Consider the following 14,981-nt stretch of genomic DNA (forward strand, 5'->3'; position numbering starts at 1 on the left):
GTGTGGTGTGGTCCGGCGTCGCTCAGTGGCCGGAGGGGGGTGACGGGGGTCCGTAGTCGCTCAGAACCAGTTCCTTCGCCCTGCTGAACTCCTCGTCCGTGATGTCACCGCGGGCACGGATCTCCGACAGCTTGGCGAGTTCGTCCGCGCTGGTGGGCCGGTGCTCGCCGGTGCCGGCGGTCTCCCTGACGTACTTGTCGAAGGCCTCCTGCTGTGCACGGGCCTGCGCCACCTCGCGGTGCCCCATGTTCTTGCCGCGGGCGACCACGTAGACGAAGACACCGAGGAAGGGCAGGACGATGCAGAACACCAGCCAGCCGGCCTTGACCCCGCCGCTCAGGTCGTCGTCACGGAAGATGTCGACGATGACCCGGAAGAGCAGGACGAACCACAGGATCCACAGGAAGACCACGAAGATGGTCCAGAAGGCGCTCAACAGCGGATAGTCGTACGCGAGGTACGTCTGTGCGCTCATGTCTCTCCTCCGTCCAGGGCGCTCGCCCGGCAACCGTTCTCCGTCCAGGTCGCTCGCCCGGAAGCCGTTCGGTTTTCAGCGTGCCCACGGCAAGGAGCAGGTGGCCTCACCCGAGGCGGGTGAGCGTGGGGGTCGTCATGGTCCTGCTTCCGCTCGGCCCGGTTCGCCGTCGGCCACGCCGGTCGCGGCGAGCACCTCGATGACGGCCAGCACCACCAGGACCAGGACGAGAACGAGCACCACCACGCCGACCGTGGGGTGATTCCAGAGCAGGAGCGCCAGGGCACCCGCCCCGATGACCGCGCCGCCGGTCCACGAGCGGTGCGCGTCGAGCCAGCGACCTGTCGAACCGGTACGCACCACGGGGGTGCCGCTCAGCGCCCGTCCGGCCGCTGTCGCACCCCGCCGGGCCAGGCTCCGTACGCCGCGGGCCACCCGGCCCGGACCGTACATGTAGGCGGCCAGGGCCGTGATCACGGCGACGACGAGGAGCGTGCGGGCGCTGTCGCGCAGGAAGCGGAGGAAGGTGTCGAAGATCGCCGCGGCGGCGTCGGTCGGCAGCGTCGCCGAGGGGACCGAGTCCAGGTAGACCCGGCGTACGACGGCCAGCGCGACGAGCAGGACCACCATCATCACGCCGATGCCGACGGCCGTGATCATCAGCATCACTCGGTGTGCGGGAGCGGTCCACACGGCGAGGGCGGCCAGGGCGACGGTCAGCACGGGCAGCCAGGTGCCCATGATGTCCAGCAGCCGCATCGCGTCCTGTGCCTGGCTCAGCTCTTCGGTGTGGAACAGCGTGACGGTGCGGTCGACGTTCGGGATGGCGGCGGCCTTGTCGAAGCCCTGGTCGACCAGGCGCTGCCGTACTTGGTCGACCACGGTGCCGATGTCCAGCTGAACGGTGTCGCCCGTGGCCCGCAGCGCGCCCTCGCGCTCTCCGGTGAGTACGTTCACCACGGCGGCGTGCGCCTCTCGGTTGGCGGTCTCCCAGGCCTGCTGGAATGCGTCGCTGGTGATCACGCGTTCGACGTTGTTGTGCACGACGGTCGTCACCGCGGAGCGCAGCGGACCGGCGAGGTACTGCGACGCCTCCACCACCCGGGGCGGCGCCCCGGCGTCGGCCAGCGTCTTCGACAGCGCGGCGGCCACCGCCTCGACGTCCACCTGAGCGACCACGCGTTTGGTCAGCCGGTCGGTCACGACGTTCTGGACGGCCGGGTCGGATGCCAGCGGGGCGACGGTCTTCACGTACCGGCCGGTGTCGGAGACCTCGTCGTCGACCCAGGCCGCGACGACGGCCACCGGCGCGAGCAGGAGGGTCAGCAGGAACAGGACCGTGGCGCCCGCCTTGCGCGCTCGCCGGTGCCGTACGGTCGCGGCCAGGCGCAGCCGCTCGTACTCGGCGCGCTCCTGCGGGCTCAGGGTGTGGCCGGTTCCGCCGGAGTGGGGCGCGTCGGGCGTCTTGTCCGGGGCCATGGATCCTCCCGGGTCCTGTCTCCCCCCGCGGGCTATGGAGTGCCGGCGGAGGCACCGGCCACCGGGACGCCCGCCCTGCGCAGTGCGGCCCGCCAGGCGAAGGCGACCGCCGCCTCGGCGAGGCCGAGCAGGACGAGCCAGAGACCGAGCAGCCGGGTCAGCGCACGCGCCGACTCGGACGGCAGGGCCAGCACCACGATCCCCGCGACGATGCCGATCACCGCGACGCCGACGACGAAGCCCCTGTGGGGCAGGTCTCGGGCGGCGATGGCGGTGTGGAGGGTGAGGATGCCGGACACCAGCCAGACGACCCCGACGATCAGCGAGAGCGCGGCGATGGTCTGCAGCGGGTTCCTGAGGCACAGCACGCCCGCCAGGACGTACAGCAGGGCGAGGAGCAGCCGGGTCACCCGTTCGCCCGGCTCTTCGCGGGCGAACGCCTCGACGAACCGGAAGGCCGCCATCACGAGCAGATACAGGCCGATCAGGACCGCCAGGACGTGCAGGGTCTCGTCCGGCCAGACCAGGATCAGGATGCCCGGCACGAGCGTGGCGATCGCCGAGCCGAGGGGCCAGGTCCAGGAGCGTCCGAGCGCCGCGAGGGCTTCCGCGGGGTCACCGGGCGGTCCGGGGACCGCCCCGCCCGGCATGTGCTCCGGTCCGGTGTGCGGCGCCGGACCACGCGGCACGGTCATGGCTCCTCCTCGCGTGATCGGGCGGATCCCGCTCCCGGACCGCCGGCGGGGCGGCGTGCGGAGACCTCACCGGCCAGCGTCCCGCCCTCCGCCGACGGTCGGGTCACCCGCGGCGGGTGATCCGGGCACACCACCGGGGCGATGAGGTGGATGGCAGCGGAGATGCGCGCGCCGATGCCCGGACGGCCGGCGGGCGGGCTGCTCCTGTCGGAGGTGGAGCCATGACCACACCCAGCGACTTCACGGCCTCCCTGTCCCCCGCCGACAGAGCGGCGTACGGCAGGAACGCGCGCAAGCGCGCCCCTCGTTCGCGCCAGGCGTGGTTCGAGACGGGACCGGAGCGCCCCGACCCGATCGAGGTGATCGAGCGCCAATCGGCCGCGCGGGTGCCCGAGTTGGTCCCGATCCGGTACGGCCGGATGCTCGAGTCCCCGTTCCGCTTCTACCGGGGCGCGGCAGCGATCATGGCGGCGGACCTCGGCCCGCTCCCGAACAGCGGGCTGACGGTCCAACTCTGCGGCGACGCCCACCTGCTGAACTTCCGGCTGCTGGCCTCGCCCGAGCGCCGTCTCGTGTTCGACATCAACGACTTCGACGAGACCCTGCCCGGGCCCTTCGAGTGGGACGTCAAACGGCTGGCGGCCAGCTTCGCGATCGCCGGCCGGGCCAACGGATTCTCGGTCGGAGAGCAGGACGAAGCGGTCCTGACCTGCGTGCGCGCCTATCGGCAGCGCATCCGGGAGTTCGCCGCTATGCGCACCCTGGACATCTGGTACGCGCAGGACGACGCCGACCGGCTGGGGGAGCTGATGGCGGAGTCGATCAGCAAGCGGGCCCGGCGCCGGACCGCCGAGGCGACCGCACGCGCCCGTACCCGCACCTACCTCCAAGCCGTCGACAAACTCACCCGGATCACCGAGGAAGGCCGCCGGATCGCACCGGACCCGCCGCTGATCACCCCGCTCCAGGACCTGTTGAGCGACCCGTCGGACGACGCGCAGGAGAAGGAACTCCAGACCCTCGTGGAGGACTACGCGCGCACCCTGTCGTCCGAGCGCCGGCACCTGCTGCGCCACTACCGCCTGGTCGACATGGCCCGGAAAGTGGTGGGCGTCGGCAGTGTCGGCACGCGGTGCTGGGTCCTGCTGCTGCTCGGCCGGGACGACGACGATCCCTTGCTGCTGCAGGCCAAGGAGGCGCAGGAGTCGGTGCTCGCGGCCCACACGGGCGGTGCCTCCTACGACAACCAGGGCCGCCGCGTGGTGACCGGGCAGCGGCTGATCCAGACGACCAGTGACATCTTCCTGGGCTGGACGCATGTCGTGGGCCTCGACGGGCGCGGCCGGGACTTCTACGTACGGCAGCTGCGGGACTGGAAGGGCATCGCGCGGCCGGAGACCATGGACCCCTATCTGCTGCGCCTGTTCGGGCAGTTGTGCGGGGGCAGCCTGGCGCGCGCCCACGCCCGCTCCGGTGATCCCGTCGCCATCGCGGCCTACCTCGGCGGGAGCGACCGCTTCGACCGCGCACTCACCGGCTTCGCCCAGGCCTACGCCGACCGGAACGAGCGCGACTTCGAGGCGCTGGCCGCCGCGGCCCGCTCCGGACGGGTGCGTACGCAGAGCCTGTGAGGGTCACTCCGGCAGCTGGCGCATCTCCACGACCCGCAGCCCCAGCGACTGGCAGCGGGCCAGCAGACCGTACAACTGCGCCTCGTCGACGACGGGGCCGAACAGGACGGTCTGACCGGCCATCACCACATGGTCCAGCTCCGGAAAGGCCTTGGCCAGCGTCGGAGACACATGGCCTTCGACGCGGATCTCGTAGCGCATGAGCTGCCCTCCCGCGGCGGCCTGGGATGGGCGGAGTCCGTCCTCACCTGCGATGGTCCGCGTCGCCGCGACGCCCGCCCTCACCCGCCGCAGGTGAAGTGACGGCTTCGTCGCGGCCGCGCCCGATCAGTGGTTCAGGTAGATATCAGTGGGTCAGGTAGATCTTGAACGAGATGATCAGCAGACCGAGCACCAGATTCACCGAGGCGGTGGTGACCATCAGCCGCGGGGAGGCACCGGCCCGTCGCGCCGCGGCCACCGACCAGCCCACCTGCCCGGCCACGGCCACGCAGAGCGCCAGCCAGAGCGCACCCGGAACATCGAGGCCGAGCAGAGGGCTGACGGCCACGGCGGTGGCGGGCGGGACGGCGGCGTTGACGATCGGCCACTCCTCACGGCACACCTCCAGCACGGCACGGCGGTCCAGCCGCCGCTGTGCCAGACGGGCACCGAAGAGCTGGGCGTGCACGTGCGCGATCCAGAACGCCACCCCGGTGAGCAACAGCAGCAGCACCAGTTCCACGCGGGGAAAGTGGTCCAGGGTGCCGCCGGCCCCGACGACCACGGAGGCGGCGAGCATCGAGCCGTAGACGCCGCCGGTGTAGTCGGCGCGGACGCGGCGCTCGGCACCGCTCTGCGCGACATGCCCGGTCCTGGACATCGCGGCCTCCTCGAGTCAGCGGGACGGGCCCGTCGCGTCGGCCGGTGTCGCCTTCTCCGGCTGCCCGGTCCGCGTCGGGAGATGCCGCGTGACGAGGAAGCTGGCGAGGGTGATTCCTCCGGTGGCGAGGATCGCCGCTTTGAGGCCGTCGAGTTGAGCCGACGCGTAGGACTCCACGAGGGCGTCGACCTCGGACGGTGGCAGACCGGCGCGTTCGGCGGCCGAGCGCGCCTGCTCGGTGGGGACGAAGGTGATGCCGGCATTGAGGGCGATGCCGGTCTGCTGTCGTGCCTCCTCCGACAGCCGTGGGTCGTTCTCCACCTGCGCGGTGAAGGCGTGCGCCAGGGCTCCGATGAGCAGCGATCCGATCAGCGCGGTGCCCAGCGCGGAGCCCAACTGCTGGGCCGTGAACTGCAGTCCGCCGGCCTCGCTGCGTTCCTCCTCGCCGACGCTGGACTGAACGACGTTGCCCAGTTGCGAGGCGAGCAGACCCATGCCCACGCCGAGCAGCGCCATCGCCCCGGCGAACTGCGCGTCGTCGATGACCGGATCGATGGTGGCCAGCAGCCACACGATGGCCGCGGCGAGGGTCACCAGGGCCAGCCGGACCACCCTGCGCGGTCCCGCCAGCCGCCCCAGCCGCGCGGCGATCAGGGAGGCCGCGAGCATGGTGGCGGACACCGGCAGCAGCCGCAGCCCCGTCTCGAAGGCGTCGAATCCCTGAACCACCTGCAGATACAGCGGGATGGCGAAGAACAGTCCCAGCAGGATGAGGTTCTGGCTCAGCAACGACATCAGGCCGGCCCGCAGCGCGGGCTTGTGCAGCAGAGCGAGATGCACCAGCGGTTCGGTGCCGTGCGCCTCGCGTCGCCGCTCCCAGTGGGCGAAGACGGCGAGTACGGCCGCTCCGGCGCCGATGACGAAAAGCGTCGGCGCGAATCCCAGCACGGTGAAGGGCGGGTTGCGGGGCTGCACCCATCCCCAGGAGCCGCTCTGCAGCACACCGAGCACGCCCAGCGCCAGCCCGGCCGCCGACAGCGCCGCGCCGACCCCGTCCAGCCGGGTCCGCGGACCGGTCCGGGGCGCTTGTGTGATCACCCGGCGGAAGCACAGCATGGCCGCGACGACCACGACCTCGCCGGCGAAGACCAGCCGCCAGGTGAGATACGTCGTCACCCAGCCGCCGAGCAGCGGGCCGACCGCGATCCCCGCGCCGGCCAGTCCGCCGATGACGCCGTAGGCCACGGCCCGGTCCCTGCCCCGGTAGGACTCGGCGACGAGGGCCGCCATGGCGGGCAGCACCATCGCGGCACCCAGTCCTTCGATGACCGACCAGCCCAGCGTGAGCACCCACAGGGTGGGCGCGACGGCGGTCAGAGCCGATCCGGTGCCGTAGACGACGAGGCCCAGGAAAAACAGGCGACGTCGTCCGAGGATGTCTCCGAGTCTGCCGCCGATGATCATGAACGCTGCCATGACCAGTGCGTACAGCGTGATGACGGCCTGGATGGCGGTGACCTCGGTGTCGAAGTCCTCGACCAGTTGGCTGATGGAGACGTTCATGACGGACGTGTCCAGGACCATCAGGAACTGGGCGGTACCGAGGACGATCAGAGCCCGCCAGTGCTTCACGGTGTCTCCCTCGCCGAGTCGGCCCGGGATGCCGGCGGAATCGGCCGGGCAGCGGCCGGCCTGGGCCTGCCGCCGCTTCCATGGCAGCCGAACCGACCGCCGGGCGCCTCACCCGCCACGGGCGAGCCGCTCCTCACCGGTGTGCGGTCACAGCAGCCGCAACTCGCGGGCCCGGCGGACCGCGTCGTTGCGCCGGTTCACCGCGAGCTTGCGGTAGACGCTCTTGAGGTGCGTCTTCACGGTGTTCACCGACACATACAGATCAGCTGCGATCTCCTCGGTCGACATCATCTGGGCCAGCCGTCGCAGGACATCGCGCTCGCGTCCGCTCAGCTCCTCCACGACCGGCGCCCACGGCTGCTCCTGGCTGGGTGAGGGGCCCGGGGTGAGCCAGCCGGCGCCCAGCCCGCGCAGGGGTTCCGTGCTCAGCAGAGGCCGCAGCCAGGGTCCGGCTTCGAGGAAAGGACGCCGCAGCCGCTCTCGCCGGGCCTCGAGGAGGGCCTGGCCGACGTGTCTGCGGGCCGTGGCGAAGTCCCCTGCCACGTCGGCGGCCTGTGCCCTCAGCAGCGCGGCCCGGACGGTCACCGCGGGGCCGGCGCGGCCCTCAGGGCGCGCACCGTCGAGCAGGTCCATCGCCACGTCCGGTCGCCCCGCGGCGAGTTCGGCCCGCGCGGCGCCGACGGTGCACGCCGGGTGGCTGTGGGGCACCGCCCGCAGAATCCTGGCGGCGGCTTCCGGTCGGCCTTCGGCCAGGTGTACGGCTGAGGCGACGAGAGCCGTCTGACCCTCCGCCCAGGGTGAGACGACATCCGCCGGGACCGCCGGTTCCGCCGCTTCCAGGGCGGCCCGTGCGTGGCCGCGGGCCAGCAGCAGCCGCGCTGTGGCGATCATCCGGCCCGCCTCGGTCACCGGGTCCCGCAGCGCGGGGGGCGAGTCGGCCGCGGCGTCGAGGAGGGACTGGGCCTGCGCGAGCTCGTTGCGGTCCACGGCCACCGCGGCAAGGACCATCCGATCGATGCCGGAGCCGGTCGGCGGGTCCCGGCTGAGCCGTTCCGTCTCGCTCATCGCCGCCAGGGCCTTGCGCTCCGCCCTGCCGGGCCAGCCGTTCAGGTAGTCGATCAACGCCAGGTGTCCCAGGGACTCCTCGCGCGGGAGGGCCGTGGCCGCTCCACCGGTGGTGCCGGCCACCGGGGACAGCGCGGCTCGTGCGTCCTCGAAGCGCCCGGCCCACAGCCGTGCCGAGCCCAGATGGGTCTGCGTGAGCGCGTTGAGCTCGGGATGCTTGTCCAGGAGGTGCTCGGGGACCTCCGTGCGCAGGTGCCGGGCCGCTTCCGCGGCCTGCTCCGCACGTCCCGGCGATCCGGTCAGCCGGGCCGCCAGGACTTCCAGCAGGGCGCAGCTCAGCCGGGCCGCCGCGGCTCCGGGGGCGTCGTCCGCGGTCAGGCTTTCCTCGGCGTGGTGCAGATGGGGCAGGCCACGGTCTAGGTCGCTCCGGGACAGCTCATGGGCCGCGCGGACCAGGCTCATGGCCGGGCTCTCGGCCTCGGGGCCCGTCCGGGAGACCAGCTCGGCCAGGTCGGTGGAGTGCAGGCCCGTGAATAGCTGGCCGATCGCGAGATCCTCGACCAGGGCACCGGCGGTGAACTCCCAGTCGCCGGCGGCCGTACCGTGCGCGAGCATCTCCGAGAGGAACCCGGAGTGCCGCAGCCACCGTGCCGCTCGCCGGTGGAGTTCGGGCTCCAGTCCGGGAGCACGCTCCCGCAGGTGTGCGCGCAGGATCTCCCCGAACAGCGGGTGGAGGCGGTACCAGGCGTGCCCGAGGTGCTCGACGAACGCGTTCGCGCGGTGCAGCCCGGCCAGCAGCGGCTCGGCATCGGTGCGCCCCGTCAGTGCGTTCGCCAGATCGGGGCAGAACCGCTCCAGGACGCTGACCCGCAGCAGCAGGTCCTGCGTCTGCGCGCTCTGCCGCTTGAGCACCTCCGCCAGCAGGAAGTCGGCCACCGCGCTGCGGTCCGCTTCGAACTCCTTCAGGTAGAGCTCGGGGTCCGGGCTGTCGAGCGCGGCCAGGACGCACAGGCGCAGCCCGGCGGCCCAGCCCCGGGTGCGCTCGACGAGCGCGCGCACCGCGCTGACGCCGAGGCGCAAGCCGTGCCGGGCCACCAGCGTCGCCGCCTCCTCTGGAGTGAAGGCGAGCTCCGCTCCCCTGATCTCCGTCATGGCGCCGACGGCCCGGTAGCGGTGCAGGGGGAGCAGCGGTTCGGTGCGGGTGACCAGGATCAGACGCAGGCCCGCACCCGCGTGGTGCAGGACGAATTCCAGTTGATCGGCGATCTCCGGTGCGGACACACGGTCGTACTCGTCGAGCACGACGATCACAGGACAGTCGCGGGTGCTCAGATCGGCGGCGAGACGGGCGAGCAGTGTGTGGTCCACGTGGTGCGCGTCCGAGGGCCGGCCGACCGACGCGGGTACCGGTGTGCCGGAGGCGTGCAGGGCCTGCGTCAGATATGCCCAGAACATCCCGGGACCCTGGTCCACCGCGTCGGTGGTGAGCCAGGCGACAGGCCGGTCCAGCCCCGCGGCCCAGTCGGCGACCAGCAGCGTCTTGCCCGCGCCGGCGGCGCCGTTGACCATCGTCAACGGCGTCAGGAGAGCCTGGTCGAGGTGCCGGACCAGCCTGTCCCGCCGGAGAAACGTGTCCGGCCGCGCAGGCACGGCGAAACTCGCGGCCAGGAAGGGATCTCCCAGCGGATCGGCGCAGGGAGTGGTCGGTCCCGCCCCTTCGTCCTCGGTGCCGGACACGTCGGTCACCCCCACGGTCCGTCAGGTCATGGGCAGCTCTCTCCTCCTCAGGATCCCAGTGTTGCTCCGCATGCGCGCGCCGTCCCTCAGGCCCCTTGCGCCACAGGCCCCGCGCCGACTCGGCGGGCGGCGTCCATGGGGTGGTCGAGCGAAAGGGCGGCCCTGATCAGTGCCAGGTGTGTGAAGGCCTGCGGGAAGTTTCCGAGCTGCTCCCCGGTCGGGCCGATCTCCTCGGCGAACAGGCCGGCGTGATTGGCGTAGGTCAGCATCTTGTCGAAGGCGGACATCGCTTTTTGCGTGCACAGCGACTCCCCCTCGGGCATCGCTTGGTGCGTGCGTTTCCGGCCTGCGCTCACTCGGATTCGTCGAGCACGGGCAGCGGCTGCGGCCACGGCGTGGAGGTGTCGATCTTCGGCGCTGCCTGGCGGAGCTGCCTCGCTGTGGCCTCGGCTCCACCTCACTACGGGCGGAGACGGCGAGAAGGCGGAACGTGGCAGAGGACCGGAGTTCGACGCAGGGCACCGGGGATGCAGCTACCCCCGGTCGCGAGCATCGCGACGGCGAGCGCGATCGGGAGAGGATGGCGCACCAGTCGCCACAGCGGAGTGATCAGCCGCCAGATGAACAGCGCCGCGAGGAACCACGTCAGATACAGAGAATCCAGCCGGCTGATCGGGCGGTCCGGCACTTGGTCGGTCCACCTGGTGAAGGGTGTGTACGCCGTCTCGAAGACGACGTACGGCACGGCGAGCCCGGTCACCAGCCGTTTCAGCTGCACGGGGCTCGGCTCGAAATTCCGCGCGAAATAGTCGGAGACGACGATGAAGGGTGACGCGTGGAACGCGTACACCGACAGGTGGAACGCCGTGACGGTCCGGCTTCCGTCGCGCAGCGGCTCCCACGCGTGCCCCATCGCGACCATCACGATCGCCAGGTACTTGGCGTTGTCGAAAACGCGTCCCGCTGCTTGGTCTCTTCGCGCGCCGGGCCACCGTCGGAGGCGGGTGGTACGGGAGCGGCTGCTGTGAGGAAGCGGTGAAACACCCTCGCGTCTCACCAATTCCGGGCTGAGTGACCCTGCATCGGCTCCAGGACTCATGGCCGAGGGCCGCCGGCCTGCTGGGGGAGCCAGACATGGCCTGCGGCCCTGCGCGTGCCCCAGAGATCCGGCGGACCGTACGCCAGGTACTGACGTACCGCGTCGTACATCCGGTACCGGACCCGGCCGTTGTCGTCGACTCCGCTGACATGAACCATCTGCCGGTCCAGCAGCTCGTCGAGGAGATCCGCGGCAAGTCCTCTCGACGGCGTGACATCGGCCTCTACCACGTCGTCGAGGCCGAAGTCGCCGCGTACGGTCTTCATCCGCTGCAGCGCGGCCCTGACCGGGTCCGGCAGTGAACGGCAATACGCTGCCACGCTGGCTTGCAGCGACAGATCCCCGATGCGCAGAAACCCGATGCGGTCCTGCTCGTACATCAGGCGGTCCGACAGATCGCGCAGTGAGCGGTGCGGTCGCGCCGAGAGCCACAGTCCGGCGATGTGCAGGGCGAGCGGCAGCCGGGCGCTGGAACGCAGAATGCTCATCGCGGACGCCCGTTCCGCGCGGGTGCGCGCGGGACCGAGCAGATCCTCCAGAACCTGGTACGCGTCCGCCTCGCTGAGAGCACCGATCCGCCGGCGGAACTGCGCTGGGAGCGCGGGGAGTTCGCGCCGCGCGGCCACCAGTACGGCGCTGCGCGCGCCGTCCACCAGCAGCGGCCGGACCTGCCCCTCACCGTCGACGTTGTCGAGGACGACGAGAACGCGTCTGCGGCTCAGCGCGTCCCGCAGCCGGGCAGCCGCTTCTTCCGGATGGTCCGCCACGGGCGCACCGCTCAGGGAACGCAGCACGCGGCGGACCAGCCGGTCCGGCGTGAACGGCACGGAGGAGGCATCGGGGTGCAGGTCGACGAAGACCTGCCCGTCCGGGAAGCGGCCGCGCACACTGTGTGCCGCTTCGAGGATCAGTGAGGTCTTTCCCGCGCCGGGCGGCCCGATGACGACCGCGGGTGTTCCGAGGTCGGGTCGTTCCTGCGCCGACAGATGGGCCCGCAGGGCGTCGAGGTGCGGCTTCCGGCCGACGAGACGGTGGCGAGGGGCCGCCGGCAGTTCTGCCGGTGTGGACCCGGCCGACGGCTCCCGGTGGCTTCCGGTCTCCGGTTTGCGCAGCAACTGCCCCACCTCGCCGGGCGGCAGCCCGAGGGCCTTGGCGAGCAGGACCAGCGACTGCTTGCGGGGGCGGGAGGTCTGACCGGTCTCCAGATTGCGGATGGCCCGCACACTGACCCCGGACCGGTCCGCGAGGTCCTCCTGGGTGAGGCAGGCCGCCTCACGTGCGTTGACCAGAGCCGCCGCGAGCGTCGCAGGCGATGGCGTGTCGCTCACCGAACGCCCAACTCCTCGGCCGGCCTGTCGGCCTGGACTCGGCTGGTGAGTACACCCTGTTGTGTCACGGTAGTCCCGATATCGATGTGCTGTCGTCATCATGAGGAACGTGAGCAGGGGGGATCGCCCGGAGCCGTCGGCGACGGAGCGCCGTGGCGGGCTGCGTTGTGCGAGTCGGTCGCGCGATCAAGGTGCCGCAAGTGCCTGCGGCTGCCGTGAAAGTGGGGGGCGCGAGAAAGGGACGGCCGGTGACTCAGTCCACCGTGGGCATCAAGGGCACCACGAACTTGTAGCGGGAGCCGCGGTACACGGAGTGCACCCACTCCACAGGTCTGCCGTCCGCGTCGTACGAGTGCCGGGAGAGCAGCAGCATCGGTAGGCCCACTGCCGTCGCCAGCAGGGCGGCCTCGCGCGGGGTGGCGAGCGATGTCTCGATGCCCTCCTCGGCTTCCGCGAGGTGCACGCCGTAGCCCTCGGCGAGCGCCGTGTACAGGGATCTGTGTCTGGCCAGCGACTCGCGCAGACCGGGGAAGCGCCGTGCCGACAGGTGCGTCGTCTCGATCGCCATGGGCTCGCCGCTGGCCAGTCGCAGCCGTTCGATACGCAGCACGCCTTCGCCGACATCGATGTCGAGCAGCTCCGACAGCTTCTTGTTCGCTTCGGCCTCGGCGATGTCCAGCAGACGCGAATCGGGTTCGAGCCCTTGGGCCTGCATGTCCTCGGTGTGGGAGGTGAGTCGGAGCGTGCGGTAGAGCTTCGGCCGTGCAATGAACGTGCCCTTTCCATGAACGCGGTCCAGCCGGCCTTCGCCCACGAGCTCCTGCAACGCCTGCCGGACGGTGGTGCGCGAGGTGTCGAGCCGGACGGCGAGTAATCGCTCGGCGGGCATGCGCGAACCGGGTCTCAGCGCCTGAGCGATGTTGAGGACCTGCTGCTTGACGCGGTAGTACTTCGGCACTCGCGCGATGCTGCCGGGAGCCCCGGTGTCGCGCTGGGCGCTGCTGACGTCGGTGCTCATGGCTTGCCTTTCGAGTGCGCTCGAAGGTATCCCGTTATAGCCCCCAACTGCCTTGTGGTCTAGTCCAGATGAGGGTGTGTGCTCCAGGCGGGAGGTCGTCCCGTGACCTTCTCGGCACCGTCAGCGCAGCCTGCTGGGCCACCTTGACGTTGGTTGAAAGTCTAGACCAAGCTTCCTCGCGTAGGTCTACACCATTCGGCGCAATCCGTGGCGGCGGACACGCCCAAGACCTCGTCGAGGCCTCACCGTGCCGGGCCGGGCGGCGAAGGGGCGCCCCGACGCCGTGGCGGGTGCCGCCCGTGAAGGGATCACCCTCCGATGACAGTTTTCGCCACCGTCGACGACACCCTCACCCGAGACTCTCTCGCGGTGCTCCAACCAGGGTTCGACGGCACCACCGCGCCCGACTGGGTACGCCGCCGCATCGGCGAAGGGCTCGCCACCGTGGCCCTGTTCGGCCGCAACGTCGTCTCTCACGGGCAAGTCGCCGCGCTCACCGCTCAGTTGCGAGCGGAACAGGACGATCTCCTGGTCGCCATCGACGAGGAGAGCGGTGATGTGACCCGGCTGGACGTCCGCACGGGCTCCTCGTTTCCCGGCAACCACGCCCTCGGCGCGGTCGACGACCCGGACCTCACCCGGCGTGTCGCAAAAGCGCTGGGCCGGCGCCTGGCCGAGTGCGGGGTGAACCTCAACTGGGCGCCGTCCGCCGACGTCAACGCCAACCCCGACAACCCGGTCATCGGCGTACGTTCCTTCGGCGCGGACACCGGCCTCGTGGCCCGGCACACGGCCGCCTATGTGCAGGGCATGCAGTCCAGCGGCGTCGCCGCCTGCACCAAGCACTTCCCCGGCCACGGCGACACCAACGTCGACTCCCACGACGCGGTACCGCGCATCGACGTCGACGAGGACACGCTGCGCGGACGCGAGTTGATGCCCTTCCGGGCGGCCATCGAGGCCGGCACCCGCGCCGTCATGAGCGCGCACATACTCGTCCCCGCCCTGGACCCCGAGCGTCCCGGGACGCTCTCGCGCCGCATCCTCACCGACCTGCTGCGCGGCGAACTGGGTTACGGCGGGCTGATCGTCACCGACGGCATGGAAATGCGCGCCATCTCGGGGCCTTACGGTCTGGAGCGGGGTGTGGTCCTGGCGCTCGCGGCAGGCGCCGACGCCATCTGCGTGGGCGGCGGGCTGTGCGACGAGGGCACGGTGCTGAAGCTCAGGGACGCGCTCGTGGCCGCCGTACGGTCCGGCGAGCTCCCCGAGGAACGACTGGCCGATGCCGCCGCCCGGGTGCGGCAGTTGGCGCGGTGGACCGCCGAGGCCGGGCGGGTCACGGCTACGGGGTCGGCCCTCGATCCGGAGATCGGACTGGTCGCGGCTCGCCGTGCGCTGGCCGTGACGCGTGTCGGGCCTGCCGCCCCGGTAGACGGGCCCGTGTATGTGGCGGCATTCAGTCCGGCCGCGAACATCGCCGTCGGAGACCAGACGCCCTGGGGAGTCGGAGTCGAGCTCGAGCGGCTGCTGCCGGGCACCGCAACCGGCTCCTTCACCGGCGCCGACGCGGGCGAGGAGGCGCTGCGGGCGGCGGACGGCCGTCGTATCGTCGCGGTGGTCCGGGACGAGCACCGGCATCCCTGGATGCGCTCAGCCCTGGACGTCCTGCTCGCCGCGCGCCCGGACTCCCTCGTGGTCGAGATGGGCGTGCCGCAGTCCCCGCCACGGGGTGCCGTGCACATCGCCACCCACGGAGCCGCCCGGGTCTGCGGCCTGGCGGCGGCGGAGGCGATCGTCGCGGGCTGACCTCCCACCGTCGTACGACGTTCCGGGCCGCGCGGAAGAACCGAACCTCGCGCGTCCTGGAACGTTCGCCCAGGTGAAGGCAGCGTTGCCCGCGTGCTCAACAACCGGCAGTTGACAGGCAGTTGGCGGCAACTTCGGCCGATTCTGATTG

12 protein-coding genes and 1 pseudogene are annotated in these 14,981 nt (G+C 71.3%); 2 read left to right on the forward strand and 11 right to left on the reverse strand.

What is annotated here, in order from left to right; all coding sequences use genetic code 11:
* Positions 1-22: 22 nt before the first annotated feature.
* From OG828_RS03090 to OG828_RS03100, 3 genes are all read right to left on the reverse strand, one after another.
* Positions 23-475: an SHOCT domain-containing protein gene (locus OG828_RS03090; RefSeq protein WP_328349907.1), complete on the reverse strand. Its 453-nt coding sequence runs from the start codon at positions 473-475 to the stop codon at positions 23-25.
* Between the two features lie 135 nt (positions 476-610).
* Complete coding sequence (locus tag OG828_RS03095; protein ID WP_328500017.1) at positions 611-1,954, reverse strand: hypothetical protein; 1,344 nt, start codon at positions 1,952-1,954, stop codon at positions 611-613.
* Positions 1,955-1,986: 32 nt separating this feature from the next.
* Positions 1,987-2,649, reverse strand: coding sequence for an HdeD family acid-resistance protein (locus OG828_RS03100; RefSeq protein ID WP_328349911.1), 663 nt, complete (start codon positions 2,647-2,649; stop codon positions 1,987-1,989).
* Between the two features lie 221 nt (positions 2,650-2,870).
* On the opposite strand from OG828_RS03100, the gene OG828_RS03105 reads away from it, so the two are divergent.
* Positions 2,871-4,280 (forward strand): DUF2252 domain-containing protein, encoded by a 1,410-nt coding sequence (locus OG828_RS03105; RefSeq protein ID WP_328500018.1) that lies wholly within the window; start codon positions 2,871-2,873, stop codon positions 4,278-4,280.
* A gap of 3 nt (positions 4,281-4,283) precedes the next feature.
* Here the strand turns inward: OG828_RS03105 and OG828_RS03110 are convergent, their stop codons facing one another.
* From OG828_RS03110 to OG828_RS03145, 8 genes and pseudogenes are all read right to left on the reverse strand, one after another.
* The gene (locus OG828_RS03110; protein WP_328349915.1) at positions 4,284-4,481 is read right to left on the reverse strand and encodes a hypothetical protein; all 198 of its coding nucleotides are present in this window, start codon (positions 4,479-4,481) and stop codon (positions 4,284-4,286) included.
* A gap of 145 nt (positions 4,482-4,626) precedes the next feature.
* Positions 4,627-5,142 carry a hypothetical protein gene (locus tag OG828_RS03115; RefSeq protein WP_328349917.1) on the reverse strand — a complete coding sequence of 172 codons (516 nt, stop codon included), beginning with the start codon at positions 5,140-5,142 and terminating at the stop codon, positions 4,627-4,629.
* Positions 5,143-5,157: 15 nt separating this feature from the next.
* Positions 5,158-6,774: an MFS transporter gene (locus OG828_RS03120; protein ID WP_328500019.1), complete on the reverse strand. Its 1,617-nt coding sequence runs from the start codon at positions 6,772-6,774 to the stop codon at positions 5,158-5,160.
* Between the two features lie 147 nt (positions 6,775-6,921).
* Positions 6,922-9,585: a LuxR C-terminal-related transcriptional regulator gene (locus tag OG828_RS03125; protein WP_328500020.1), complete on the reverse strand. Its 2,664-nt coding sequence runs from the start codon at positions 9,583-9,585 to the stop codon at positions 6,922-6,924.
* A 77-nt stretch (positions 9,586-9,662) separates the two neighbouring features.
* Positions 9,663-10,037: a glycoside hydrolase family 15 protein gene (locus tag OG828_RS03130; protein ID WP_328500021.1), complete on the reverse strand. Its 375-nt coding sequence runs from the start codon at positions 10,035-10,037 to the stop codon at positions 9,663-9,665.
* Positions 10,038-10,117: 80 nt separating this feature from the next.
* A pseudogene (locus OG828_RS03135) lies at positions 10,118-10,620 on the reverse strand (acyltransferase family protein); the annotation flags it as partial.
* 51 nt (positions 10,621-10,671) lie between these two features.
* On the reverse strand, positions 10,672-12,003 hold the full coding sequence (locus OG828_RS03140) for a helix-turn-helix domain-containing protein (protein ID WP_328436495.1): 1,332 nt from the start codon (positions 12,001-12,003) through the stop codon (positions 10,672-10,674).
* A gap of 253 nt (positions 12,004-12,256) precedes the next feature.
* Positions 12,257-13,021 (reverse strand): GntR family transcriptional regulator, encoded by a 765-nt coding sequence (locus OG828_RS03145; protein ID WP_328349925.1) that lies wholly within the window; start codon positions 13,019-13,021, stop codon positions 12,257-12,259.
* A 318-nt stretch (positions 13,022-13,339) separates the two neighbouring features.
* Here OG828_RS03145 and OG828_RS03150 point away from each other — a divergent pair, with 318 nt between their 5' ends.
* Positions 13,340-14,830, forward strand: a complete 1,491-nt coding sequence (locus OG828_RS03150; protein ID WP_328500022.1) for a glycoside hydrolase family 3 protein — start codon at positions 13,340-13,342, stop codon at positions 14,828-14,830.
* Positions 14,831-14,981 lie beyond the last annotated feature (151 nt).

Origin of the sequence: Streptomyces sp. NBC_00457 (assembly GCF_036014015.1) — a bacterium.
GTDB lineage: Bacteria > Actinomycetota > Actinomycetes > Streptomycetales > Streptomycetaceae > Streptomyces.

Excerpts from the sequence above, each read along its gene's own strand:
- OG828_RS03090 (WP_328349907.1), bottom strand. The coding sequence starts at position 475 with ATGAGCGCACAGACGTACCTCGCGTACGACTATCCGCTGTTGAGCGCC.
- OG828_RS03095 (WP_328500017.1), bottom strand. The coding sequence starts at position 1,954 with ATGGCCCCGGACAAGACGCCCGACGCGCCCCACTCCGGCGGAACCGGC.
- OG828_RS03100 (WP_328349911.1), bottom strand. The coding sequence starts at position 2,649 with ATGACCGTGCCGCGTGGTCCGGCGCCGCACACCGGACCGGAGCACATG.
- OG828_RS03105 (WP_328500018.1), top strand. The coding sequence starts at position 2,871 with ATGACCACACCCAGCGACTTCACGGCCTCCCTGTCCCCCGCCGACAGA.
- OG828_RS03110 (WP_328349915.1), bottom strand. The coding sequence starts at position 4,481 with ATGCGCTACGAGATCCGCGTCGAAGGCCATGTGTCTCCGACGCTGGCC.
- OG828_RS03115 (WP_328349917.1), bottom strand. The coding sequence starts at position 5,142 with ATGTCCAGGACCGGGCATGTCGCGCAGAGCGGTGCCGAGCGCCGCGTC.
- OG828_RS03145 (WP_328349925.1), bottom strand. The coding sequence starts at position 13,021 with ATGAGCACCGACGTCAGCAGCGCCCAGCGCGACACCGGGGCTCCCGGC.
- OG828_RS03150 (WP_328500022.1), top strand. The coding sequence starts at position 13,340 with ATGACAGTTTTCGCCACCGTCGACGACACCCTCACCCGAGACTCTCTC.